Genomic DNA, 21,323 nt, shown 5'->3' with positions numbered 1-21,323 from the left:
GTCCAGACCTTGTCATTCACGCTTCGGTTCGCCGATTTCAGCGGGGACACCACCCCTCGCTGTAAGATGGGCGTCAAATGAAAAAATGTTGCTGCTGGAACCGCGTAGGCCGGATAAGCGTTTACGCGCCATCCGGCATTATCTCGCGGCATCGATTGCCGGATGGCGGCTGCGCCTTATCCGGCCTACGGTAACGAAGCCGCTGAAACGATGTAGGCCGGATAAGCGTTTACGCGCCATCCGGCATTGTCTCGCGGCACCGATTGCCGGATGGCGGCTGCGCCTTATCCGGCCTACGAGGTTAGATCCACTCTTTCACTTTGATGAACTCGCTGAGCGCCGCTTCGGGGCTGCCTTCGGCGGGCTGGTAATTGTATTCCCAGCGCACCAGCGGCGGCATCGACATCAAAATCGACTCGGTGCGCCCGCCGGTTTGCAGGCCGAACAGCGTCCCGCGATCCCACACCAGATTAAACTCCACGTAGCGCCCGCGGCGGTAGAGCTGAAACTCGCGCTCGCGCTCGCCCCACGGCATGTTTTTACGCCGCTCGACAATCGGCAGATAGGCGTCGGTATACCCTTCGCCCACCGCGCGCATAAAGTCGAAACAGTGGTCAAAATCTGGGGTGTTGAGATCGTCGAAAAAGAGCCCGCCGACGCCGCGCTGTTCGTCGCGATGCTTCAGGTAGAAGTAATCATCGCACCACTTTTTATAGCGCGGATAGACCTCTTCGCCGAAGGGCTGGCAGAGATCGCGCGCGGTGCGGTGCCAGTGGATGGCATCCTCTTCGAAGCCGTAATAGGGCGTCATATCGAAACCGCCGCCAAACCACCACACCGGATCGGCATCCGGCTTCTGGGCGATAAAAAAGCGCACGTTAGCGTGGCTGGTCGGCACATAGGGGTTGCGCGGGTGCACCACTAATGAGACGCCCATCGCTTCGAAACTGCGACCCGCCAACTCCGGGCGGTGCGCGGTGGCGGAGGCAGGCATCGCGTCGCCGTGAACATGGGAGAAGTTAACCCCCGCCTGTTCAAACACGCTGCCGTCGCGCAGCACGCGGCTGCGTCCGCCGCCGCCCGCGTTACGCTGCCAGGCATCTTCAATAAAGCTGCCGCCGTCAATTGCCGCCAGCTTCGCGCAGATAGCGTCCTGCAGAGCGAGCAGGGCGTTTTTTACCGGGTCTACATCAGGAGTGCTCATCAGCGCCTCTTCGTGTGGGCTTTGTGATTATCGAACCAGCTAAAGTAGCTCATCACACCGTCGGTGATGGCGGTGGCGATCTTCTGGCGAAACGCGGCGGTGCCGAGCAGTTTCTCCTCCGCCGGGTTGGTAATAAACGAGGTCTCCACCAGCACCGACGGAATGGATGGCGATTTTAGCACCACAAACGCCGCCTGCTCGGTATTGCGGCTGTGCAGCCTGTGTACGGGCTTGATCTGTTTGATGATATGCGAGCCGAGCGTCAGGCTGTTTTTGATGGTGTCCGTCTGCACCAAATCAAACAGCACCTGCTGGAGCAGATGATCTTTATCACGCGCTTTTTTGCCCGCCAGTTCATCCACGGCGTTCTCTTTATCGGAGAGGTATTTCGCCATCGCGCTACTCGCCCCGCGATTGGAGAGGGCAAACACCGACGCGCCCGCGGCGTTCGGGTTGGTAAAGCCGTCGGCGTGAATCGACATAAAGAGATCCGCGCCGTGCTGATGGGCAATCTCGACGCGGTCATAAAGGGGGATAAATTTATCGCTGGTGCGCGTCAGGCGCGCATCAATGCCGCGCGCGCGCAACTGGGCGCGGACGTTTTTGGCAATCGCCAGCACCACATGCTTCTCTTTCGAGCCGTTGTGCCCAATCGCGCCGGTATCAATCCCGCCGTGCCCCGGGTCGAGCATCACGATGCGCTTTGCGCCCGCTTTTTTCGCTTTCGGTTTGCTGTGGCTGTTGCTGGTTTTAAGCGGTGTCTCATCCTTAGCGATAGCACGAGACATACCTGACAATGTCAATGCGGCCAGGCCTGCTTTCAGGATCTGGCGACGCGAGGTGAGTGTTTTTAATGGTTTAAAGGTGCTCATAGCCTGAAATGGGTTATCCGTGGTGGCAGGTGTTATAGCGTATCGTGTTTGCTGTGACGACAGTCCGTAAGAACTATTGTTTTACTTTTCATTTCAATACGTGACAGAGTGACATTATGCCATTTTTCAGCGGCGATGATGCTGGATATTGGCTAACCGCGCGCCACAGGCGATAATCACCGTTTACACAGCTGAAAAATATGGGGGACATCATGGAGATACGTGTTTTCCGGCAGGAAGATTTTGAAGAAGTGATCACGCTTTGGGAGCGCTGTGAACTGCTGCGCCCGTGGAACGATCCGGAGATGGACATTGAGCGTAAGGTCAATCATGACGTAAGCCTTTTCCTGGTGGCAGAGGTGGGTGGCGAAGTAGTGGGAACGGTAATGGGCGGTTATGACGGCCATCGCGGTTCGGCCTATTACCTGGGCGTCCACCCGGAGTTTCGCGGTCGCGGCATCGCCAATGCGCTGTTAAGCCGGCTGGAGAAGAAGTTGATTGCCCGCGGCTGCCCGAAGATCAACCTGATGGTGCGCGACGATAACGAGATGGTGATCGGCATGTATGAGCGCCTGGGGTATGAACACACCGACAGCGTTAATCTTGGCAAGCGCCTGATTGAAGATGAAGAGTACTGAAACTGGCCTTTCGCGGTGACGAGGGCACTTTTTTCACTTTCGGCACTCCAACAGGCGTTTGGTCAATATAAGGAATTGTGCATGAAACCCCTGCGTATGTTTTTTATCGCGCTGCCGCTGGCGTTAACCGGCTGCTCGACGTTCGCCTCCGTCAACTGGTCTGCCGCGTATCCCTGGAACTGGTTTGGTTCCTCCCTCGAAGTCAACGAGCAGGGCGTTGGCGGCCTGACAGCCAGCACACCGCTCAATGAACAGGCGATTGGCGACGCGTTAGGCGGCGATTACCACCTGCGCAGCGGCATGAAAACCGATAAAGGCACCATTGTTCGCTATTTCGAAGCGCTGAAAGAGAAGCAGCTGGCGCTGGTGGTGAATGGTGAAAACGGTGCCGTCAGCCGGATTGATGTTACCGATCCCGATATTGCCACCGCGAAAGGGGTAAAAATCGGCGCGCCGTTCAACACCCTCTATGACAAAGCATTCGGCAACTGCGTGAAAGCCTCTGACGCCGATATCTCCGGCATTGAGTGTAAAGCGCCCGACAGCCAGCATATCAGCTATCTCTTCAGCGGCAGCTGGAGCGGCCCGGATGGCTTAATGCCATCGGATGACACCCTGAAAAGCTGGAAAGTGAGCAAGATCATCTGGCGTCGCTAATCGCATCAGAATAGTCTGATACTGACCCAAAAACAGGTACAATGCCGCATCGTTTTTGTGGTCAGTTTTCAGGAGATGTGATGTCCCAGGTTCAAAGCGGCATTTTGCCGGAACATTGCCGCGCGGCAATTTGGATTGAGGCCAGCGTAAAAGGGGAGGCCGATGCCCTGCGCGCCGGCAGCCGTGCGTTTGCCGATAAGCTCGCAAACTTCCAGTTGCAGTTCCCCGACGCGGCGCTCGGCGCGGTGGTTGCGTTTGGTTCCCGCGTCTGGCATGAATTAAGCAACGGGCAGGGCGCTGAAGAGCTGAAAGATTTCCCCGCCTATGGCAAAGGCCTTGCCCCCGCCACTCAGCACGATGTGCTGATCCACATTCTCTCCCTGCGTCACGATGTGAACTTCTCTGTTGCCCAGGCGGCGCTGGCTGCCTTTGGCGATGCGCTGGAGGTTAAAGAGGAGACGCACGGTTTCCGCTGGGTAGAAGATCGCGATCTTAGCGGTTTTGTCGACGGCACCGAGAACCCGGCAGGCGAAGAGAAACGCCGTGAAGTGGCGATTATCCAGGACGGCATCGACGCGGGCGGCAGCTACGTGATGGTGCAGCGCTGGGAGCACAACCTGAAGCAGCTTAACCGCATGAGCGTGAGCGATCAGGAGATGATGATTGGGCGCACCAAAGCGGATAACGAAGAGATCGACGCCGATGTGCGCCCGGTAACGTCCCATCTTTCGCGTGTCGATCTGAAAGAGGCGGGCAAGGGGCTGAAAATTGTGCGCCAAAGCCTGCCCTACGGCACCGCCAGCGGCACCCATGGCCTCTATTTCTGCACCTACAGCGCGCGGCTCTATAACATTGAGCAGCAGCTGCTGAGCATGTTCGGCGACAGTGACGGCAAGCGCGACGCCATGCTGCGTTTTACCCGCCCGGTTACCGGTGGTTACTACTTCGCACCCGCCCTCGACAGGCTCTTTGCCCTGTAATTAACGGGCGTTACATCAGGCCGGGGCCACCCGGCTTGTACCCCTTTCTGCTTATACTCTTTTCTGATTCCAAATCACCAATTGGTATATAAAACCGTTACTGCTTTCACTCCCGTTATAAATAAACTGAACATCGTCGAGTGATCAGCTTATAAGGGTGCGCAATGGCCGTTAACATACTGAAAAAAGGATATCTGACGCTGGCAGCGCTGACGCTGTTGAGCGCGCAGGCACAGGCAACGGAACTGCTCAACAGCTCGTATGATGTCTCGCGCGAGCTGTTTGCGGCGCTGAACCCGCCTTTTGAGCAGCAGTGGGCGCAGGAGAATGGCGGCGACAAGCTGACCATCAAGCAATCCCATGCCGGTTCGTCAAAACAGGCGCTGGCGATTTTGCAGGGGCTGAAAGCCGACGTGGTCACCTATAACCAGGTGACGGATGTGCAGATCCTGCACGATAAGGGCAAGCTGATCCCCGCCGACTGGCAGAGCCGCTTACCGAATAACAGCTCGCCGTTCTACTCGACCATGGCGTTCCTTGTGCGCAAGGGCAACCCGAAGAATATCCACGACTGGAACGACCTGGTGCGTTCTGACGTGAAGCTGATCTTCCCGAATCCAAAAACCTCCGGCAACGCCCGCTATACCTATCTGGCGGCCTGGGGCGCAGCCGACCAGGCTGACGGCGGTGATAAAGCCAAAACCACACAGTTCATGACCCAGTTCCTGAAAAACGTTGAGGTGTTCGACACCGGCGGCCGCGGCGCGACTACCACATTCGTTGAGCGTGGCCTCGGCGATGTGCTGATCACCTTTGAGTCGGAAGTGAACAACATCCGCAAACAGTATGAAGCGCAGGGCTTTGAAGTGGTGGTGCCGAAGGTCAATATCCTCGCCGAGTTCCCGGTGGCGTGGGTGGATAAAAACGTGAAAGCCAACGGCACAGAGAAGGCGGCGAAAGCCTACCTCAACTGGCTCTACACGCCGCAAGCGCAGACCATCATCACCGATTACTACTACCGCGTGAACAACCCGGAAGTGATGAAAAAGCTGGGTGATAAGTTCCCGCAGACCGCGCTGTTCCGCGTGGAAGATAAGTTCGGCTCCTGGCCGGAAGTGATGAAAACCCATTTCGCCAGCGGCGGCGAGCTGGATAAGTTGCTGGCGGCGGGGCATAAGTGATGTTGTCTGGATCGAAACGCGTGCTGCCGGGCTTTGGTTTAAGCCTCGGCAGCAGCCTCTTTTTTGTCTGTCTGATTCTGTTATTACCCCTAAGCGCGCTGGTGATGCAGCTGTCGCAGATGAGCTGGGAACAGTACTGGGAAGTTGTCACCAACCCGCAGGTGGTGGCAGCCTATAAAGTGACGCTGTTGGCGGCGTTTGTCGCCTCAATCTTTAACGGCGTCTTCGGCATGCTGATGGCGTGGATCCTCACCCGCTACCGCTTTCCAGGGCGCACGCTGCTCGACGCGTTGATGGATCTGCCGTTTGCGCTGCCGACGGCGGTGGCGGGCTTGACGCTGGCGTCGCTCTTCTCCGTTAACGGCTTTTACGGCGAGTGGCTGGCGGCGCTGGATATTAAAGTGACCTACACCTGGCTCGGGATTGCGGTGGCGATGGCCTTTACCAGCATCCCGTTTGTGGTGCGCACGGTGCAGCCGGTGCTGGAAGAGCTCGGCCCGGAGTATGAAGAGGCGGCGGAAACCTTGGGTGCCACGCGCTGGCAAAGCTTTCGTAAAGTGGTGCTGCCGGAGCTGTCACCGGCGCTGATGGCGGGCGTTGCCCTCTCTTTTACCCGCAGCCTCGGTGAGTTTGGCGCGGTGATCTTTATCGCCGGGAATATCGCCTGGAAGACGGAAGTAACCTCGCTGATGATCTTCGTGCGTTTGCAGGAGTTTGACTACCCGGCAGCGAGCGCGATTGCTTCAGTGATCCTCGCCGCTTCGCTGCTGCTGCTCTTCTCCATCAATACTTTGCAAAGTCGCTTTGGTCAGCGTGTGGTAGGTCACTAATGGCGGAAATAAGTGCATTGAAACGCTATGACAAGCTCCGGGTGAACTGGGGGAAATGGTTTTTAATCGGCACCGGTATTGTGCTTTCAGCGTTTATTCTGCTGGTGCCGATGATCTATATCTTTGTGCAGGCCTTCAGCAAAGGGCTGGCCCCGGTGCTGCAAAACCTTGCCGATGCCGACATGCTGCACGCCATCTGGCTGACGGTGTTGATTGCGCTCATCTCCGTGCCGGTCAACCTGGTGTTCGGCACGCTGCTCGCCTGGCTGGTGACGCGCTTTAACTTTCCCGGCCGCCAGCTGCTGCTTACCCTGCTCGATATTCCGTTTGCGGTGTCGCCGGTGGTCGCAGGCCTAATCTATCTGCTCTTTTACGGCACCAACGGCCCGCTTGGCGGCTGGCTGGATGAACATAATCTGCAAATCATGTTCTCCTGGCCCGGCATGGTGCTGGTTACCGTCTTTGTCACCTGTCCGTTTGTGGTGCGCGAACTGGTGCCGGTGATGCTCAGCCAGGGGAGCCAGGAGGATGAAGCCGCGATCCTGCTCGGGGCCTCCGGCTGGCAGATGTTCCGCCGCGTGACGCTGCCCAATATCCGCTGGGCGTTGCTCTACGGCGTGGTGCTGACCAACGCGCGGGCGATTGGCGAGTTTGGCGCGGTGTCGGTGGTTTCTGGATCGATTCGCGGCGAAACCCTGTCGCTGCCGCTACAAATTGAGTTACTGGAGCAGGATTACAACACCGTCGGTGCCTTTACCGCCGCGGCCCTGCTGACCCTAATGGCGATTTTGACACTGTTTTTAAAGAGTGCGGTGCAGTGGCGTTTGAACAATCAGCAAAAACGCCTGCACGAGGAGGGAAATCATGAGCATTGAGATTGCGAATATTAAGAAGTCGTTTGGTCGCACCCAGGTGCTGAATGATATCTCTCTGGATATCCCGTCCGGGCAGATGGTGGCGCTGCTTGGTCCTTCTGGCTCCGGTAAAACGACATTACTGCGCATTATCGCCGGGCTGGAGCACCAGAGCAGCGGGCGTATCCGTTTTCACGGCACCGATGTTAGCCGCCTGCATGCGCGCGAGCGCCGCGTCGGCTTCGTGTTTCAGCACTATGCGCTGTTCCGCCATATGTCGGTATTCGACAATATCGCCTTTGGTTTAACGGTGCTGCCGCGCCGCGAGCGGCCGAATGCCGCCGCCATCAAAGCGAAAGTGACCAAACTGCTGGAGATGGTGCAGCTGGCGCATCTGGCGGATCGCTACCCGGCGCAGCTCTCCGGCGGGCAGAAGCAGCGTGTGGCGCTGGCGCGTGCGCTGGCGGTTGAACCGCAAATCCTGCTGCTTGATGAACCCTTCGGCGCGCTGGATGCGCAGGTGCGTAAAGAGCTTCGCCGCTGGCTGCGTCAGCTGCATGAGGAGCTGAAATTCACCAGCGTCTTCGTGACCCACGATCAGGAAGAGGCGACGGAAGTGGCCGATCGCGTGGTGGTGATGAGCCAGGGGAATATTGAGCAGGCGGACGCACCGGATCAGGTGTGGCGCGAACCAGCGACCCGCTTTGTGCTGGAGTTTATGGGCGAGGTGAATCGCCTGAAAGGGGTGATTCGCGGCGGGCAGTTCCACGTCGGCGCGCACCACTGGCCGCTTGGCCATACGCCGGTTTATCAGGGCGATGTCGATCTCTTCCTGCGCCCGTGGGAAGTGGACGTCAGCCGCCGCACCAGCCTTGATTCGCCGCTGCCGGTGCAGGTGCTGGAAGCCAGCCCGAAAGGGCACTACACACAGCTGGTGGTGCAACCGCTCGGCTGGAACCCGGATCCGTTAACGGTGGTGATGCGCGATGAGCATCCGCCCCAGCGCGGCGAGCGGCTGTTCGTTGGCTTGCAGAACGCGCGGCTCTATAACGGCGATGAGCGTATTGAGCCCGGCGCGGAGCTTGCTCTGGCTCAGTCAGCCTGATAGCTTAAGGAAACGTGGTTTTTGCCGGGTAGCGCGTTGCTCACCCGGCCGACAAGCCCGGTATGCGTCATGCGGACCGGGTTTTTTATTGGACAGCGATCGTGAACACATTAGAAGAGACTATTGGCAATACGCCGCTGGTCAAATTACAGCGCCTGACCCCGGATAACGGCAGTGAAATTTGGGTCAAGCTCGAAGGTAACAATCCGGCCGGTTCGGTAAAAGACCGCGCTGCGCTGTCAATGATTGTGCAGGCGGAACGGCGCGGCGAAATCAAACCTGGCGATGTGCTGATTGAAGCGACCAGCGGCAACACCGGCATTGCGCTGGCGATGATTGCGGCGTTAAAGGGCTATCGCATGAAGCTGCTGATGCCGGACAACATGAGCCAGGAGCGCCGCGCGGCAATGCGTGCTTATGGTGCCGAGCTGATTCTGGTCAGCAAAGAGCAGGGTATGGAAGGCGCGCGCGATCTGGCCCTTGAGATGGCGGCGCGCGGTGACGGCAAGCTGCTCGATCAGTTCAATAATCCCGATAACCCCTACGCTCATTACACCACCACCGGCCCGGAAATCTGGCAGCAGACGCAGGGGCGCATCAGCCACTTTGTCTCCAGCATGGGCACCACCGGCACCATTACTGGCGTTTCACGTTTCCTGCGCGAGAAGGCGAAAAAGGTGACGATTGTTGGCCTTCAGCCGGAAGAGGGGAGCAGTATTCCCGGTATTCGCCGCTGGCCTGCCGACTATATGCCAGGCATTTTTAACGCCGATTTGGTGGATGAGGTGCTGGATATCCAGCAGCGCGAGGCGGAAAATACCATGCGCGCGCTGGCGGTCAAAGAGGGCATCTTCTGCGGCGTCAGTTCTGGCGGCGCGGTCGCCGGCGCGATTCGGTTGGCGAAAGCAAACCCGGGCGCAATAATTGTCGCCATCATTTGCGATCGCGGCGATCGCTATCTGTCGACCGGCGTGTTTGGTGAAGAGAGTTATTCGCAGGGCGCGGGGATTTAACCCGTCAAGGAGACAAAATGGAGATGATCCTGTTCAGGGATAAAACCCGGGCGCAGCAGGCCGATATCGTCGCGGTTCAGTCGCAGGTGGTTTACGGCAGCGTGGGTAACAGCATTGCAGTACCCAATATTCGTCAGCACCAGCTTAACGTTCTGGCCGTTCCTACGGTGCTGTTCAGCAATACTCCGCATTACGACACCTTTTATGGCGGCGTTATTCCCGATGAGTGGTTCAGCGGCTATTTGCAGGCGCTGGAAGAGCGCGATGTGCTGCGCAGCGTGAAGGCGGTAACAACCGGCTACATGGGCAGCGCCAGCCAGATCAAGCTGCTGGCGAAGTGGCTGACGGCGCTGCGGGAGAAACACCCGGAGCTGCTGATTCTGGTCGATCCGGTGATTGGTGATATCGACAGCGGCATCTATGTGAAACCGGAAATTCCCGAGGCTTACCGCGAAGTGATGCTGCCGCTGGCCCAGGGCATTACGCCGAATGTGTTTGAGCTTGAAGTGCTGAGCGGCAAACCGTGTCGCGATCTGCAAAGCGCGATTGCCGCGGCGCAGGGGCTGCTCTCCTCCTCATTACGCTGGGTGGCAATCACCAGCGCGCCGGTGGACCGCAACGATGGGCAGATCCATGTTGTAGTGGTCTCAGCCGAGGGCGTCAATATCAGCAGCTATCCGCGCGTGGCGACGGATCTGAAAGGGACAGGCGATCTCTTCTGCTCCGAACTGGTGAGCGGCATTATTCAGGGCAAAGCGCTGGATATGGCGGTGCAGGCTGCGGGCGAGCGGGTGGTGGAAGTGATGGGTTATACCCTTGAGAAGGGGTATGACGAGCTGATTTTACCGCCTCGCTAAAACAAAAATGGCACCTTACGGTGCCATTTTTTTAGACTGTAGAGCGCTTACTTCTTGATGCGGATCACCGGGGTTTCACCCACGGTCACGCTACCAGAGAGTTTGATCAGCTCTTTGATCTCATCCATGTTAGAGATAACAACCGGCGTCAGCGTGGATTTTGCTTTCTCTTCCAGCAGCGGCAGGTCGAACTCGATAACCGGATCGCCAACTTTAACGCGCTGGCCTTCTTCCGCGATGCGTTTGAAACCTTCACCTTTCAGTTCAACGGTATCAATACCGAAGTGAACGAAGAGTTCGATGCCGCTATCGGATTCGATAGAGAAGGCATGGTTGGTTTCAAAGATTTTGCCGATAGTCCCGTCAACCGGAGCGACCATTTTGTTGCCGGTCGGTTTGATAGCAATGCCGTCGCCGACGATTTTTTCAGCGAACACCACATCCGGTACATCTTCAATGTTAACGATTTCGCCAGACAGCGGGGCAATGATCTCAATAGCGCCGGTCTCTTTCTTATCGTCAGAAACCAGAGATTTCAGTTTATCGAACAAACCCATGATCTTCTCCTAAGCAGTAATTTGGGCCGCATCTCGTGGATTAGCAGATTGTTTTTTCTTCAATGAACTTGTTAACCAGCGTCATTAACTCGTCCGTTGTCGGTTGAGCAAGAGCCTGCTCTGCTAACACCTTCGCATCTTCGAAGTTCGTGTTACGAATAATCTTCTTAATGCGCGGGATAGAAATGGCACTCATACTGAATTCATCCAGACCCATCCCCAGCAACAGAAGTGTAGCACGTTCGTCGCCAGCAAGCTCACCACACATGCCGGTCCATTTACCTTCAGCATGAGAAGCATCAATAACTTGCTTGATCAGGTTGAGTACGGACGGCGACATCGGCTGGTAAAGATGTGAAATCATATCATTACCGCGGTCAACTGCCAGGGTGTACTGCGTTAAATCATTGGTGCCGATACTAAAGAAGTCCACTTCTTTCGCCAGATGGCGCGCAATCGTCGCGGCGGCAGGGGTTTCTACCATCACGCCGATTTCGATGGATTCGTCGAAAGCTTTGCCTTCGTCGCGCAGTTCCTGTTTGTAGGTCTCAATCTCTTTCTTCAGTGCACGCACTTCTTCAACGGAGATGATCATCGGGAACATAATGCGCAGTTTGCCGAAAGCAGAGGCACGCAGGATAGCGCGAACCTGATCGCGCAGGATCTCTTTGCGATCCATGGCGATACGGATGGCGCGCCAGCCGAGGAACGGGTTCTCTTCTTTCGGGAAGTTCATGTACGGCAGCTCTTTGTCGCCGCCGATGTCCATGGTACGTACAATCACGGCCTGGGAGCCACAGGCTTCCGCTACCGCTTTGTAAGCGTCGAACTGCTCTTCTTCGGTCGGCAGCGCGTCGCGATCCATAAACAGGAATTCGGTACGGTAGAGGCCAACGCCTTCAGCGCCGTTGCGCTCCGCGCCCGCGACATCGCGAACGGTACCGATGTTGGCGCACACTTCGACCTGATGACCATCAAGGGTGATGGCCGGCAGATCTTTCAGCTTCGCCAGTTCAGCTTTCTCTTCCGCGACCTGCGCCTGCGCTGCGCGCAGTGCGTCGATCTCGTCGTCGCTCGGGTTAACGTAAACTTTGTTGTTTACCGCATCGAGGATCAGATAGTCGCCGTTTTTCACCTGCGTGGTGACGCTACCGGTGCCCACAATCGCCGGCAGCTCAAGGGAGCGCGCCATGATCGACGTGTGGGAGGTACGACCGCCAATGTCGGTGATAAAGCCGAGCACTTTTTTCAGGTTCAGCTGTGCGGTTTCGGACGGAGTCAGATCGGCTGCAACCAGGATGACTTCATCCTGAATAGCGCTCAGATCGATAATCGGCATACCCAGGATGTTGCGCAGCAGGCGTTTACCAATGTCGCGCACGTCAGCGGCGCGCTCTTTCAGGTATTCGTCGTCCAGCTCTTCCAGGGCGGTTGCCTGACCTTCGATAACTTCATGGGCTGCCGCGTCGGCAGTCATGCTCTTATCTTTAATCAGGGCTATGATTTCCTGCTCCAGCTCCTCATCTTCCAGCAACATGATGTGGCCTTCGAAGATGGCTTCTTTTTCTTCGCCGAAAGTTTCACCTGCTTTCGTTTTGATCGCTTCCAGTTGCGCCGATGCCTTGGCACGACCGCTCAGGAAACGCTCAACTTCCTGATCAACCTTGTCGGCAGAAACTTTCTTCCGGTCGATGACGATCTCATCTTCTTTCAGCAAAAGTGCTTTGCCAAAAGCGATACCCGGGGATGCTAAAATGCCTGAAATCATAACCCTACCTTTACTTGTGACTGATCTTTAAAGAAACCCGCGAAAAACTTACTCGAGTTCCGCCATCAGTTTAACCAGATGTTCAACTGCTTTCTGCTCATCTTCGCCTTCCGCGGTCAGAGTCACAACGGTACCCTGAGTCAGGCCCAGAGTTTGCAGTTTGAACAGGCTTTTTGCGCTGGCGCTTTTGCCGTTGGAGGTCACAGTGATTTCAGAAGAGAAGCCTTTTGCTTCTTTAACAAACTGAGCAGCAGGGCGAGTGTGCAGACCGTTCGGAGCTGTAATGGTAACTTCTTGCTGGAACATTGTATTTCCCCAACTTATAGGTTTAGTGTTGTGGAACTAAAGTCTAGCCTGGCGGCAGGACTTTAGCCTGTATAGTTAGCGCTGGCGTAACGAGCCAAGGTACAGATGCCAGAAAGGCGCGGTCTCGTGCAGACGCTGATGGTCGCTGACGTTTCGCACGTCATTAAACATTATGCCGTGAAAGCCAGAATTGAACCAAATCATAAAAACGATTCAGCCAGCCGAAATCTGACTTCGATTAATTTCGCGCTTCAAAATAAATGTGATGGTTAAATACCAGACCAGGCCATTTTCGGCAATGCCAGGTGGGACAAAAGTTTGATGTATGCCACAAAAAAGCACCCCGATGGGTGCTTTTTTGCGCTGATTTAACAATCTGGCATCACTGTTGCAATTCTTTCTCAGTAAAGAGATCGGCAAACAGTGCAGTGCTGAGGTAACGCTCACCGGAAGAGGGGAGGATAACCACAATATTTTTATTGGTAAAGGCCTCATCTTCCTGAAGTTTGAGCGCGGCCGCAACGGCAGCACCGGAAGAGATACCGGCCAGAATGCCTTCCTCTTCCATCAGGCGACGCGCGGTGCTGATCGCCTCTTCATCGGTAATCTTCACCACTTTATCAATCAGCTTCAAATCCAGGTTGCCCGGAATAAAACCGGCACCGATACCCTGAATTTTATGTTTGCCGGGCTTAATCTCTTCGCCTGCCAGCGCCTGTGAGATGACCGGTGAGTCGGTTGGCTCCACGGCCACGGTAATCAGATCAGTTTTGCCCTTGGTGTTTTTAATAAAGCGGGTGACACCCGTCAGCGTGCCGCCGGTGCCCACGCCAGAGATAAAAACATCCACCTGGCCGTCGGTATCTTCCCAAATTTCAGGACCGGTAGTTTTTTCGTGGATCTCCGGGTTCGCCGGGTTGCTGAATTGCTGAAGCAGCAGGAATTTTGCCGGATCGCTGGCGACAATCTCTTCCGCTTTCTGAATGGCGCCTTTCATGCCTTTCGCGCCTTCGGTCAGCACCAGATTTGCGCCGAGTGCTTTCAGCAGCTTGCGGCGCTCAATGCTCATGGTTTCTGGCATGGTCAGCGTCAGCTTGTAACCGCGCGCTGCGGCAACATAAGCCAGCGCAATCCCGGTGTTGCCGCTGGTCGGCTCGACCAGTTCAACGCCAGGTTTCAGCACACCACGTTTTTCGGCATCCCAAATCATATTGGCACCGATACGGCATTTTATGCTGAAGCTCGGGTTGCGCGACTCGACCTTCGCCAGAATGCGTCCGTTACCGATGCGGTTCAGTCGAACCAGCGGCGTATGACCAATGGTCAGCGAGTTGTCTTCATAAATCTTACTCATAGCCCGTCCTTAACTGTATGAAATTTGGGAACCGACCCAGCATACGCACTTACTGATGATGCGGAAGTAAGGATTTCGCATATCTATATGCTGCGACGAAATAATGGTTATCAGTATGGAATAAGAAAAGGAATAGTTCCTTAGCGCCAGCTGGCAAGCTTATTGCGGTAACAGTCGACCCACATGGCCGTTGCGCCGCAGACCGCAACCGGCATCACCACCAGATTGAGCACCGGTATCAGCGTGAAGAGGCTGGTCAGCGCGCCGAACTGCATATTGGTCACCTTCCGTTCGCGCAACGCCGAGCGCATGGTTTTAAACGGCACTTTGTGGTTGTCGAATGGGTAGTCGCAATACTGGATCGCCAGCATCCAGGCGCTAAACAGGAACCAAAGCACCGGGGCAACGGTCTGCCCGATACCGGGGATAAAATAGAGGATAAGCAGAATGGCGGCGCGCGGCAGATACCAGGCGAGCTTCTGCCACTCGCGCTTCATGATGCGCGGCAGATCTTTCATCATTCCGAATACGCCAACATCCGGCGGCGTCGCGCCCGTTAATCGCGCTTCCAGTTGCTCGGCCAGCAAGCCATTAAAGGGCGCGGCAATCCAGTTGGCGAGAGTTGAAAAGAAGTAGCCAAACACCAGCAGGATGGAGATAACGATAATTGGCCATAATAGATAGCTAAGCCACTGTAGCCATCCAGGCACGTGGCTCATCAGCGTTGGGATCCAGCTGTCGAGGCGGGTAAATAACCACCAGAATGCGCCGCCCATCAGCAGGATATTGACCAGCAGGGGCAGGATCACGAAGCGGCGAATGCCCGGTAACGTGACCAGTTTCCAGCCTTGAGAAAAGTAGTAAAGACCGCTGCGCGCAGCGCCGGGCGAGGATGAAACCATGATTTGGCTGGACTCCTTTTAAACTCATGCGAAAAAACCGAAGCTTATAATATTCACCGGACGGGGGAAACCTGTTCGGAAATGTTCGAAAAAACAGCAAAAAGTACGATTTAATTCATCTTTATGCGGTGAATGCTTCCCATCCACTTGCACTTGGCCTAATGCGCAAATACTCTTAGTGAGTAAATGTTTGCCGTGGTGGCAAGGTGTTAGAACAACAGAGAATATAATGATGCAGGATTTGCGTCTGATATTAATCATTGTTGGCGCGATCGCCATAATTGCTTTACTGGTTCACGGTTTCTGGACCAGTCGCAAAGAACGCTCTTCTATGTTCCGCGATCGCCCACTAAAACGTATGAAATCGCGACGTGACGACGAGTTCGAGGACGAGGACGTCGAAGAGGACGAAGGCGTTGGTGAAGTTCGGGTGCATAAAACCCACAGCGCACCGAAGGCCAGCGTAGAGCAGGAAAATCCGCGTCATGCCGCGCAGCATCAATACCAGCCGCCTTATGCGTCGGCCCAGCCACGCCCGTCGGCTCCGCCGGTTCAGCAGAGCGAGCCTGCGCACCACGCGCCGCAACCCTATTCGCAGCCGCAGCAGCCGGAGCGCCCCGTTGTCGAGCCGCGCGTAGTGGAGCCGCAGCCTGTCGCCCAGCCGACCGCGCCTGCCCAGCCGCAGATGGCACCGCAGCACTTCCCGCAACAGCCGTCGCATCATCAGCCGTCGGCACATCAAGGTGCCCAACAGCCGCAGATGCAGCCTCAGGTTCACGAGCCTGTACCGCAGCCAGAGCCGGAGCCGGTTGTGGAAGCGCCGGTAGAAAAACCGCAGCGCAAAGAGACGGTAATTATTATGAACGTTGCGGCCCATCACGGCGCGGCGCTCAATGGTGAAGTGTTGCTTAACAGCATCCTGCAGGCCGGTTTCAAATTTGGCGATATGAATATCTTCCATCGTCATCTCAGCCCGGACGGCAGTGGCCCGGCGCTCTTCAGCCTGGCTAACATGGTCAACCCTGGCACATTTGATGTGGAAACCATGGGCGAGATGGCAACCCCTGGCGTAACGATCTTTATGCAGGTGCCGTCCTATGGCGACGAGTTGCAGAACTTCAAGCTGATGCTGCAGTCAGCACAGCATATCGCCGATGAAGTGGGCGGTGTGGTGCTCGATGACCAGCGTCGAATGATGACGCCGCAGAAGCTGCGTGAATACCAGGCGCGTATTCGCGAAGTGAAAGAGGCTAACGCGTAACGGCGCGTCACGACACATTCCCTTCCAGAACCCCCGCCCGTCGGGGGTTTTTTACATTGATGGTGCGATATGGAATCAATTGAACAACAACTGACAGAACTGCGAACTACTCTTCGCCATCATGAACATCTCTATCACGTTATGGACGCGCCGGAGATCCCGGATGCCGAGTACGATCGCCTGATGCGCGAGCTGCGCGAGCTGGAAGCGCAGCATCCAGATCTGATTACGCCCGATTCGCCGACCCAGCGCGTTGGCGCCGCGCCGCTCAATGCCTTTACGCAGGTACGCCATGAAGTGCCGATGCTGTCGCTCGATAACGTCTTCGATGAAGAGAGCTTTCTGGCGTTCAATAAACGCGTACAAGACCGCTTAAAGAGCAGCGATGCACTGATCTACTGCTGCGAGCTGAAGCTCGACGGTCTGGCGGTCAGCCTGCTGTATGAAAATGGCGTGCTGATGCGCGCCGCCACGCGCGGCGATGGCACTACCGGGGAAGATATCACCTCCAACGTGCGCACCATCCGCGCCATTCCACTGAAACTGCACGGGGAGAATATTCCGGCGCGCCTGGAAGTGCGCGGCGAAGTTTTCCTGCCGCAATCCGGCTTTGAAAAGATCAACGAAGAGGCGCGCCGTACCGGCGGGAAAGTGTTTGCTAACCCGCGTAACGCCGCCGCCGGTTCGCTGCGCCAGCTCGATCCGCGTATCACCGCGAAGCGTCCGCTCACCTTCTTCTGCTACGGCATTGGCATCCTCGAAGGCGGCGAGCTGCCTAACAGCCACCTGGCGCGTTTACAGCAGTTTAAAGCGTGGGGATTGCCGGTCAGCGATCGCATCCGCCTGTGCGGCACGCCGGAAGAGGTGCTGGCGTTCTACCATAAAGTTGAGGAAGACCGCCCGACGCTCGGGTTTGATATCGACGGCGTGGTAATCAAAGTCGATTCCCTCGATCTGCAAGCGCAGCTCGGCTTTGTGGCGCGTGCGCCGCGCTGGGCGGTGGCGTTTAAATTCCCGGCGCAGGAGCAGCTGACGTTTGTGCGCGATGTCGAGTTCCAGGTAGGTCGTACCGGGGCGATAACCCCTGTCGCACGCCTTGAGCCGGTACACGTTGCCGGGGTGCTGGTCAGTAACGCCACCCTGCATAATGCCGATGAGATTGACCGTCTTGGCCTGCGTATCGGTGACAAAGTGGTGATTCGCCGCGCCGGGGATGTGATCCCGCAGGTGGTGAATGTGGTGCTCTCCGAACGCCCGGAAGAGACGCGGGAAGTGGCCTTCCCGGCACACTGCCCGGTGTGCGGCTCTGATGTCGAGCGTGTGGAAGGCGAAGCGGTTGCCCGCTGTACCGGTGGCCTTATCTGCGGCGCACAGCGCAAAGAGTCGCTTAAGCATTTCGTCTCGCGCCGCGCGATGGATGTGGATGGCATGGGCGATAAGATTATCGACCAGCTGGTTGAGAAGGAGTATGTCCACACGCCTGCGGATCTCTTCCGCTTAACTGCCGGTAAGCTGACCGGTCTCGATCGGATGGGGCCGAAGTCGGCACAAAACGTGGTCAACGCGCTGGAAAAAGCGAAAGAGACCACCTTTGCCCGTTTCCTCTATGCGCTCGGCATTCGCGAAGTGGGCGAAGCGACGGCGGCAGGGCTGGCGGCCTACTTCGGCACGCTGGACGCATTGATAGCAGCCTCGGTTGACGAGCTGCAAAAAGTGCCGGACGTTGGCGTGGTGGTGGCAAAACACGTGCATAACTTTTTCAGCGAAGAGAGCAACCGTGACGTGATTCGACAGCTGACGGAAGAAGTGGGCATTCACTGGCCCGCGCCGCTGGTGGTTAACGCCGAGGAGATCGACAGCCCGTTTGCCGGTAAAACCGTGGTGTTAACCGGTAGCCTGAGCCAGCTTTCGCGCGACGAGGCCAAAGAGCGCTTAACGGCGCTAGGGGCGAAAGTGGCCGGCAGCGTATCGAAGAAGACCGATCTGGTGATTGCCGGTGAAGCCGCAGGCTCGAAACTTGCGAAAGCGCAAGAGCTGGGCATTGCGGTTATCGATGAAGATGAAATGATTCGCCTGCTGGGAGCCTGAATGGAGAAGGAGCAGCTGTTAGAGATCGCCAATATGGTAATGCCCTTCGGCAAATACCAGGGGCGTCGGCTGATCGATCTGCCGGAGGAGTATCTGCTCTGGTTCGCCCGTAAGGATCAGTTTCCCGCCGGGCGGCTTGGCGAGTTAATGCAAATCACCTTAGTGATTAAAACCGAGGGGCTGAGCCATCTGGTTCAGCCCCTCAAGCGGCCTTAAGCTTTCGCCGCTTCCTGCGCGGCGTGCTGCTCCGCCTTACGTTTGTAACGGCGGGCCAGCACGGCGCACACCATCAGCTGGATCTGGTGGAAAATCATCAGCGGCAGCACCATCATGCCGATCACCGACGTCGGGAAGAGAATATTGGCCATTGGTATGCCGTTGGCGAGGCTCTTTTTCGATCCGCAGAAGACAATCGTAATCTCATCCGCTTTATTGAAGCCGCATTTGCGCGCCACCAGAATATTTATCGCAATCACAATCGCCAGCAGGACGATGCTCGCCGCCACGATAAACATCAGCGAGCCGAGGCCCACTTTGTGCCAGATGCCGTTCACCACCGCTTCACTAAAGGCGGAGTAAACCACCAGCAGAATCGAGGTCTGGTCGGTTTTGGAGATCCACTTTTTATGTTTGGTGACGAAACCTGCGGTCCACGGGCGTGACAGATGACCGAGCACAAATGGCAGCAGCAGTTGCAGCATGATTTTGCCGACCTGCTCAAGGCTACCCTGCGCGCCATGGAGGTTCATCAGCAGGCCAACTAACAGCGGCGACAGGAAGATCCCCAGCAGGCTCGATGCCGATGCCGAGCAGACCGCCGCCGCGACGTTACCGCCTGCCAGTGAGGTAAAGGCGATAGCCGACTGCACCGTGGCGGGCAGAATGCAGAGATAGAGGAAACCGGTGTAAAGCTCCTGGCTGATATTGACCGGCGACCACCAGACAAACAGCACGCCGAGCGCCGGGAAGAGCACGAAGGTGCTGCACATCACCCACAGGTGTAAACGCCAGTGGCTGCCGCCCGCAATAATCGCCTCACGGGAAAGCTTGGCGCCATGCATAAAAAAGAGCAGCGCAATCGCGGCGGTAGTCAGCCCTTCGAAAAAGGGGACAAAACCACCGCGCGCCGGGAAGAAAGAGGCCAGCAGAACGACGCACACCAGCGTCAGGGTAAAGGGATCAAGGATACGAAAAAGTTTCATGTGCACTCCTGAAAGTCGATGGCGCTATTGTGCTTTGTCTGCTTTGAGAAATAAAATTGATTTATTGCATCCATTCATGAATTTATCAGATGAATTATTCACTCCGTCAATTACGTGTCTTTGTCACCGTCGCGCAGGCGAAGAGTTTCAGCCGTGCCGGGGAGATGATCGGCCTCAGCCAGTCGGCGGTCAGCCACAGCGTAAAAGAGCTTGAGCGGCAGACCGGCGTCAAGCTGCTGGATCGCACTACCCGCGAAGTGGTGCTGACCGAAGCGGGCCAGCAGCTGGCCGGGCGGCTGGAGCGGCTGTTAGATGAGCTTAGCAGCACGCTGCGCGAAGCGGGGAGGGTAGGGCAGCAGTTAACCGGAACCGTGCGCGTTGCCGCCAGCCAGACTATCTCTGCGCATCTCATTCCGCACTGTATCGCCAGCAGCAATCAGCGCTATCCGGAGATCGATTTTGTGCTGCATGATCGCCCGCAGCAGTGGGTGCTGGAGAGTATTCGCCAGGGTGAAGTCGATTTCGGCATTGTGATTGATCCCGGCCCGGCCAGCGATCTGGAGATCGAGGAGATCCTCGCCGAGCCCTTTTTCCTGCTGTGCCGCAACGATCACCCTTGGGCGCCGCTTGATGCCGTGCCGTGGTCGGCACTGGATGGTGCCCGGCTGGTGGTGCAGGATTACGCCTCCGGCAGCCGTCCGCTGATCGATGCCGCGCTCCATCACTTTGCGGTGCGGGCGAAAATCGTGCAGGAGATTGGTCATCCGGCGACGCTTTTTCCAATGGTGGAGGCGGGGATAGGCATCAGCATTCTGCCCGCGCTGGCATTGCCACTTCCGCAGGGTAGCCAGCTGATGGTGAAACGGCTGGTGCCGGATATGCAGCGTAAAATTATGCTGGTGCGACGTAAAAACCGATCGCTTTCCGGCGCGGCGCAGGCGTTATGGGACGTGGTGCGGGAACAGGCCCGGTGTTTAAACCGGGCCCGGGAGAACGATCCGCTCTTTACTCAGATGTAGATATCGACCTGATGATCAACTGAAGGGTTATTTACGCCTTCAATTTTGCCCTGCGTCGGGGTGTTCGGGTGGTTTTGTGTCTGCTTTTGCTCCGCCTCTTCAGCCTGCTTACGCATTAACTGTTGAAGCTGTGCCTGCAGCAGCTGGATCTGTTGCTGAATCTGCTCTTGCTGTTTCTTTTTCTCTTCAGTCGTCCCTTCGCCATTAGGGATATCTTTTAACTGTTGGGTAAGTTTGGCGATCTGCTGCGTCACGCGGCTGATTTGAGATGCGGTGTCGCTACCGGCGGAAGATGAACCGCTGGTGCTGCCGCCCTGAACAGAGGGGGTTGCTGCCGAAATGGTGGTCATTACAAACTCCTTTTTTGCCTTAAAAGAGAGTTATCGGCTCAATTGTGGCGGACTTAAATAAGAAGCGTGTGATGATGTGTCAGCCGAAAGCGTTTACCCGGCAAACTGCCTGCTGGCGCTGCGCTTAGCAGTCCTGGAAAACCGGGTACGGAGAGCTGTTGTAGGCCGGATAAGGCATAGCCGCCATCCGGTAAGAAGAGCGCACGGAATTTTCAAATCGAAGTTGTAGGCCGGATAAGGCGTAGCCGCCATCCGGCAAGAAGAGCGCACGGAATTTTCAAATCGCAGATAGCAAAAAAGCGCCTTTAGGGCGCTTTTTTACATT

At 56.5% G+C, this 21,323-nt stretch carries 22 protein-coding genes; 13 read left to right on the top strand and 9 right to left on the bottom strand.

Going from position 1 to position 21,323, the window contains the following annotated elements:
• Positions 1 to 301: 301 nt before the first annotated feature.
• Both hemF and amiA read right to left on the bottom strand, forming a co-directional pair.
• On the bottom strand, positions 302 to 1,204 hold the full coding sequence (gene hemF, locus IAE50_RS24280) for an oxygen-dependent coproporphyrinogen oxidase (protein ID WP_200581529.1): 903 nt from the start codon (positions 1,202 to 1,204) through the stop codon (positions 302 to 304).
• Positions 1,204 to 2,076: an N-acetylmuramoyl-L-alanine amidase AmiA gene (amiA, locus tag IAE50_RS24275; protein ID WP_034812345.1), complete on the bottom strand. Its 873-nt coding sequence runs from the start codon at positions 2,074 to 2,076 to the stop codon at positions 1,204 to 1,206. Before amiA ends, hemF begins: the two co-directional genes overlap by 1 nt.
• Positions 2,077 to 2,288: 212 nt before the next feature.
• On the opposite strand from amiA, the gene IAE50_RS24270 reads away from it, so the two are divergent.
• From IAE50_RS24270 to pdxK, 9 genes are all read left to right on the top strand, one after another.
• Positions 2,289 to 2,714, top strand: coding sequence for a GNAT family acetyltransferase (locus IAE50_RS24270; RefSeq protein WP_042718790.1), 426 nt, complete (start codon positions 2,289 to 2,291; stop codon positions 2,712 to 2,714).
• Positions 2,715 to 2,795: 81 nt separating this feature from the next.
• Entirely contained in the window at positions 2,796 to 3,371 is a 576-nt protein-coding gene (locus tag IAE50_RS24265) for an RpoE-regulated lipoprotein (protein WP_042718791.1), read from the top strand.
• 80 nt (positions 3,372 to 3,451) lie between these two features.
• Entirely contained in the window at positions 3,452 to 4,351 is a 900-nt protein-coding gene (locus IAE50_RS24260) for a Dyp-type peroxidase (protein WP_200581528.1), read from the top strand.
• 164 nt (positions 4,352 to 4,515) lie between these two features.
• The gene (locus IAE50_RS24255; protein WP_042718795.1) at positions 4,516 to 5,532 is read left to right on the top strand and encodes a sulfate ABC transporter substrate-binding protein; all 1,017 of its coding nucleotides are present in this window, start codon (positions 4,516 to 4,518) and stop codon (positions 5,530 to 5,532) included.
• Positions 5,532 to 6,362, top strand: coding sequence for a sulfate/thiosulfate ABC transporter permease CysT (gene cysT, locus IAE50_RS24250; RefSeq protein WP_023478964.1), 831 nt, complete (start codon positions 5,532 to 5,534; stop codon positions 6,360 to 6,362). The genes IAE50_RS24255 and cysT overlap by 1 nt, the downstream gene beginning before the upstream one ends.
• The gene (gene cysW, locus IAE50_RS24245; RefSeq protein ID WP_200581527.1) at positions 6,362 to 7,237 is read left to right on the top strand and encodes a sulfate/thiosulfate ABC transporter permease CysW; all 876 of its coding nucleotides are present in this window, start codon (positions 6,362 to 6,364) and stop codon (positions 7,235 to 7,237) included. The genes cysT and cysW overlap by 1 nt, the downstream gene beginning before the upstream one ends.
• A complete protein-coding gene (gene cysA, locus IAE50_RS24240) occupies positions 7,227 to 8,321 on the top strand; it encodes a sulfate/thiosulfate ABC transporter ATP-binding protein CysA (protein WP_023478971.1) in 1,095 nt (364 codons plus the stop codon). Before cysW ends, cysA begins: the two co-directional genes overlap by 11 nt.
• A 101-nt stretch (positions 8,322 to 8,422) precedes the next feature.
• Positions 8,423 to 9,334 carry a cysteine synthase CysM gene (gene cysM, locus IAE50_RS24235; RefSeq protein ID WP_200581526.1) on the top strand — a complete coding sequence of 304 codons (912 nt, stop codon included), beginning with the start codon at positions 8,423 to 8,425 and terminating at the stop codon, positions 9,332 to 9,334.
• A 17-nt stretch (positions 9,335 to 9,351) separates the two neighbouring features.
• Complete coding sequence (gene pdxK, locus IAE50_RS24230) at positions 9,352 to 10,191, top strand: pyridoxine/pyridoxal/pyridoxamine kinase (protein WP_023478980.1); 840 nt, start codon at positions 9,352 to 9,354, stop codon at positions 10,189 to 10,191.
• A gap of 47 nt (positions 10,192 to 10,238) precedes the next feature.
• Here the strand turns inward: pdxK and crr are convergent, their stop codons facing one another.
• The 5 genes from crr to cysZ form a co-directional block, all read right to left on the bottom strand.
• Positions 10,239 to 10,748, bottom strand: a complete 510-nt coding sequence (crr, locus tag IAE50_RS24225) for a PTS glucose transporter subunit IIA (protein ID WP_023478954.1) — start codon at positions 10,746 to 10,748, stop codon at positions 10,239 to 10,241.
• A gap of 40 nt (positions 10,749 to 10,788) precedes the next feature.
• Positions 10,789 to 12,516, bottom strand: coding sequence for a phosphoenolpyruvate-protein phosphotransferase PtsI (gene ptsI, locus IAE50_RS24220; RefSeq protein WP_200135753.1), 1,728 nt, complete (start codon positions 12,514 to 12,516; stop codon positions 10,789 to 10,791).
• A gap of 48 nt (positions 12,517 to 12,564) precedes the next feature.
• Positions 12,565 to 12,822 (bottom strand): phosphocarrier protein Hpr, encoded by a 258-nt coding sequence (gene ptsH / locus IAE50_RS24215; protein WP_007370907.1) that lies wholly within the window; start codon positions 12,820 to 12,822, stop codon positions 12,565 to 12,567.
• 382 nt (positions 12,823 to 13,204) lie between these two features.
• Positions 13,205 to 14,176, bottom strand: coding sequence for a cysteine synthase A (cysK, locus tag IAE50_RS24210; protein ID WP_128482402.1), 972 nt, complete (start codon positions 14,174 to 14,176; stop codon positions 13,205 to 13,207).
• A gap of 140 nt (positions 14,177 to 14,316) precedes the next feature.
• Complete coding sequence (cysZ, locus tag IAE50_RS24205) at positions 14,317 to 15,078, bottom strand: sulfate transporter CysZ (protein WP_200581525.1); 762 nt, start codon at positions 15,076 to 15,078, stop codon at positions 14,317 to 14,319.
• A gap of 229 nt (positions 15,079 to 15,307) precedes the next feature.
• On the opposite strand from cysZ, the gene zipA reads away from it, so the two are divergent.
• From zipA to IAE50_RS24190, 3 genes are all read left to right on the top strand, one after another.
• The gene (gene zipA, locus IAE50_RS24200; protein WP_200581524.1) at positions 15,308 to 16,339 is read left to right on the top strand and encodes a cell division protein ZipA; all 1,032 of its coding nucleotides are present in this window, start codon (positions 15,308 to 15,310) and stop codon (positions 16,337 to 16,339) included.
• A gap of 69 nt (positions 16,340 to 16,408) precedes the next feature.
• Positions 16,409 to 18,427: an NAD-dependent DNA ligase LigA gene (gene ligA / locus IAE50_RS24195; RefSeq protein WP_200581523.1), complete on the top strand. Its 2,019-nt coding sequence runs from the start codon at positions 16,409 to 16,411 to the stop codon at positions 18,425 to 18,427.
• Positions 18,428 to 18,643 carry a DUF3820 family protein gene (locus IAE50_RS24190; RefSeq protein ID WP_200581522.1) on the top strand — a complete coding sequence of 72 codons (216 nt, stop codon included), beginning with the start codon at positions 18,428 to 18,430 and terminating at the stop codon, positions 18,641 to 18,643.
• Here the strand turns inward: IAE50_RS24190 and IAE50_RS24185 are convergent.
• A complete protein-coding gene (locus tag IAE50_RS24185; RefSeq protein ID WP_023478970.1) occupies positions 18,640 to 19,629 on the bottom strand; it encodes a bile acid:sodium symporter family protein in 990 nt (329 codons plus the stop codon). The two genes, IAE50_RS24190 and IAE50_RS24185, sit on opposite strands and share 4 nt — an antisense overlap.
• Before the next feature lie 89 nt (positions 19,630 to 19,718).
• Between IAE50_RS24185 and IAE50_RS24180 the strand changes: the two genes are divergently transcribed.
• Positions 19,719 to 20,648 (top strand): LysR family transcriptional regulator, encoded by a 930-nt coding sequence (locus IAE50_RS24180; protein ID WP_200581521.1) that lies wholly within the window; start codon positions 19,719 to 19,721, stop codon positions 20,646 to 20,648.
• Here the strand turns inward: IAE50_RS24180 and IAE50_RS24175 are convergent.
• Positions 20,639 to 20,998, bottom strand: a complete 360-nt coding sequence (locus IAE50_RS24175; RefSeq protein ID WP_200581520.1) for a FlxA-like family protein — start codon at positions 20,996 to 20,998, stop codon at positions 20,639 to 20,641. The two genes, IAE50_RS24180 and IAE50_RS24175, sit on opposite strands and share 10 nt — an antisense overlap.
• Positions 20,999 to 21,323 lie beyond the last annotated feature (325 nt).

Origin of the sequence: Kosakonia sp. S42 (assembly GCF_016624785.1) — a bacterium.
In the GTDB taxonomy this organism is placed as follows: domain Bacteria; phylum Pseudomonadota; class Gammaproteobacteria; order Enterobacterales; family Enterobacteriaceae; genus Kosakonia; species Kosakonia cowanii.
Note: the sequence above shows the minus strand (reverse complement) of the source record. Positions and strands in the feature narration are given on the sequence as shown.

What these genes read in the sequence shown, in the direction of transcription:
- cysA (WP_023478971.1), top strand. Translation starts at nt 7,227, where the DNA reads ATGAGCATTGAGATTGCGAATATTAAGAAGTCGTTTGGTCGCACCCAG.
- ptsH (WP_007370907.1), bottom strand. Translation starts at nt 12,822, where the DNA reads ATGTTCCAGCAAGAAGTTACCATTACAGCTCCGAACGGTCTGCACACT.
- IAE50_RS24175 (WP_200581520.1), bottom strand. Translation starts at nt 20,998, where the DNA reads ATGACCACCATTTCGGCAGCAACCCCCTCTGTTCAGGGCGGCAGCACC.
- IAE50_RS24255 (WP_042718795.1), top strand. Translation starts at nt 4,516, where the DNA reads ATGGCCGTTAACATACTGAAAAAAGGATATCTGACGCTGGCAGCGCTG.
- ptsI (WP_200135753.1), bottom strand. Translation starts at nt 12,516, where the DNA reads ATGATTTCAGGCATTTTAGCATCCCCGGGTATCGCTTTTGGCAAAGCA.
- amiA (WP_034812345.1), bottom strand. Translation starts at nt 2,076, where the DNA reads ATGAGCACCTTTAAACCATTAAAAACACTCACCTCGCGTCGCCAGATC.
- IAE50_RS24260 (WP_200581528.1), top strand. Translation starts at nt 3,452, where the DNA reads ATGTCCCAGGTTCAAAGCGGCATTTTGCCGGAACATTGCCGCGCGGCA.
- cysT (WP_023478964.1), top strand. Translation starts at nt 5,532, where the DNA reads ATGTTGTCTGGATCGAAACGCGTGCTGCCGGGCTTTGGTTTAAGCCTC.
- pdxK (WP_023478980.1), top strand. Translation starts at nt 9,352, where the DNA reads ATGGAGATGATCCTGTTCAGGGATAAAACCCGGGCGCAGCAGGCCGAT.
- zipA (WP_200581524.1), top strand. Translation starts at nt 15,308, where the DNA reads ATGATGCAGGATTTGCGTCTGATATTAATCATTGTTGGCGCGATCGCC.
- IAE50_RS24190 (WP_200581522.1), top strand. Translation starts at nt 18,428, where the DNA reads ATGGAGAAGGAGCAGCTGTTAGAGATCGCCAATATGGTAATGCCCTTC.
- crr (WP_023478954.1), bottom strand. Translation starts at nt 10,748, where the DNA reads ATGGGTTTGTTCGATAAACTGAAATCTCTGGTTTCTGACGATAAGAAA.
- IAE50_RS24270 (WP_042718790.1), top strand. Translation starts at nt 2,289, where the DNA reads ATGGAGATACGTGTTTTCCGGCAGGAAGATTTTGAAGAAGTGATCACG.
- cysZ (WP_200581525.1), bottom strand. Translation starts at nt 15,078, where the DNA reads ATGGTTTCATCCTCGCCCGGCGCTGCGCGCAGCGGTCTTTACTACTTT.
- hemF (WP_200581529.1), bottom strand. Translation starts at nt 1,204, where the DNA reads ATGAGCACTCCTGATGTAGACCCGGTAAAAAACGCCCTGCTCGCTCTG.
- IAE50_RS24265 (WP_042718791.1), top strand. Translation starts at nt 2,796, where the DNA reads ATGAAACCCCTGCGTATGTTTTTTATCGCGCTGCCGCTGGCGTTAACC.
- ligA (WP_200581523.1), top strand. Translation starts at nt 16,409, where the DNA reads ATGGAATCAATTGAACAACAACTGACAGAACTGCGAACTACTCTTCGC.
- IAE50_RS24180 (WP_200581521.1), top strand. Translation starts at nt 19,719, where the DNA reads ATGAATTATTCACTCCGTCAATTACGTGTCTTTGTCACCGTCGCGCAG.
- cysW (WP_200581527.1), top strand. Translation starts at nt 6,362, where the DNA reads ATGGCGGAAATAAGTGCATTGAAACGCTATGACAAGCTCCGGGTGAAC.
- cysK (WP_128482402.1), bottom strand. Translation starts at nt 14,176, where the DNA reads ATGAGTAAGATTTATGAAGACAACTCGCTGACCATTGGTCATACGCCG.
- IAE50_RS24185 (WP_023478970.1), bottom strand. Translation starts at nt 19,629, where the DNA reads ATGAAACTTTTTCGTATCCTTGATCCCTTTACCCTGACGCTGGTGTGC.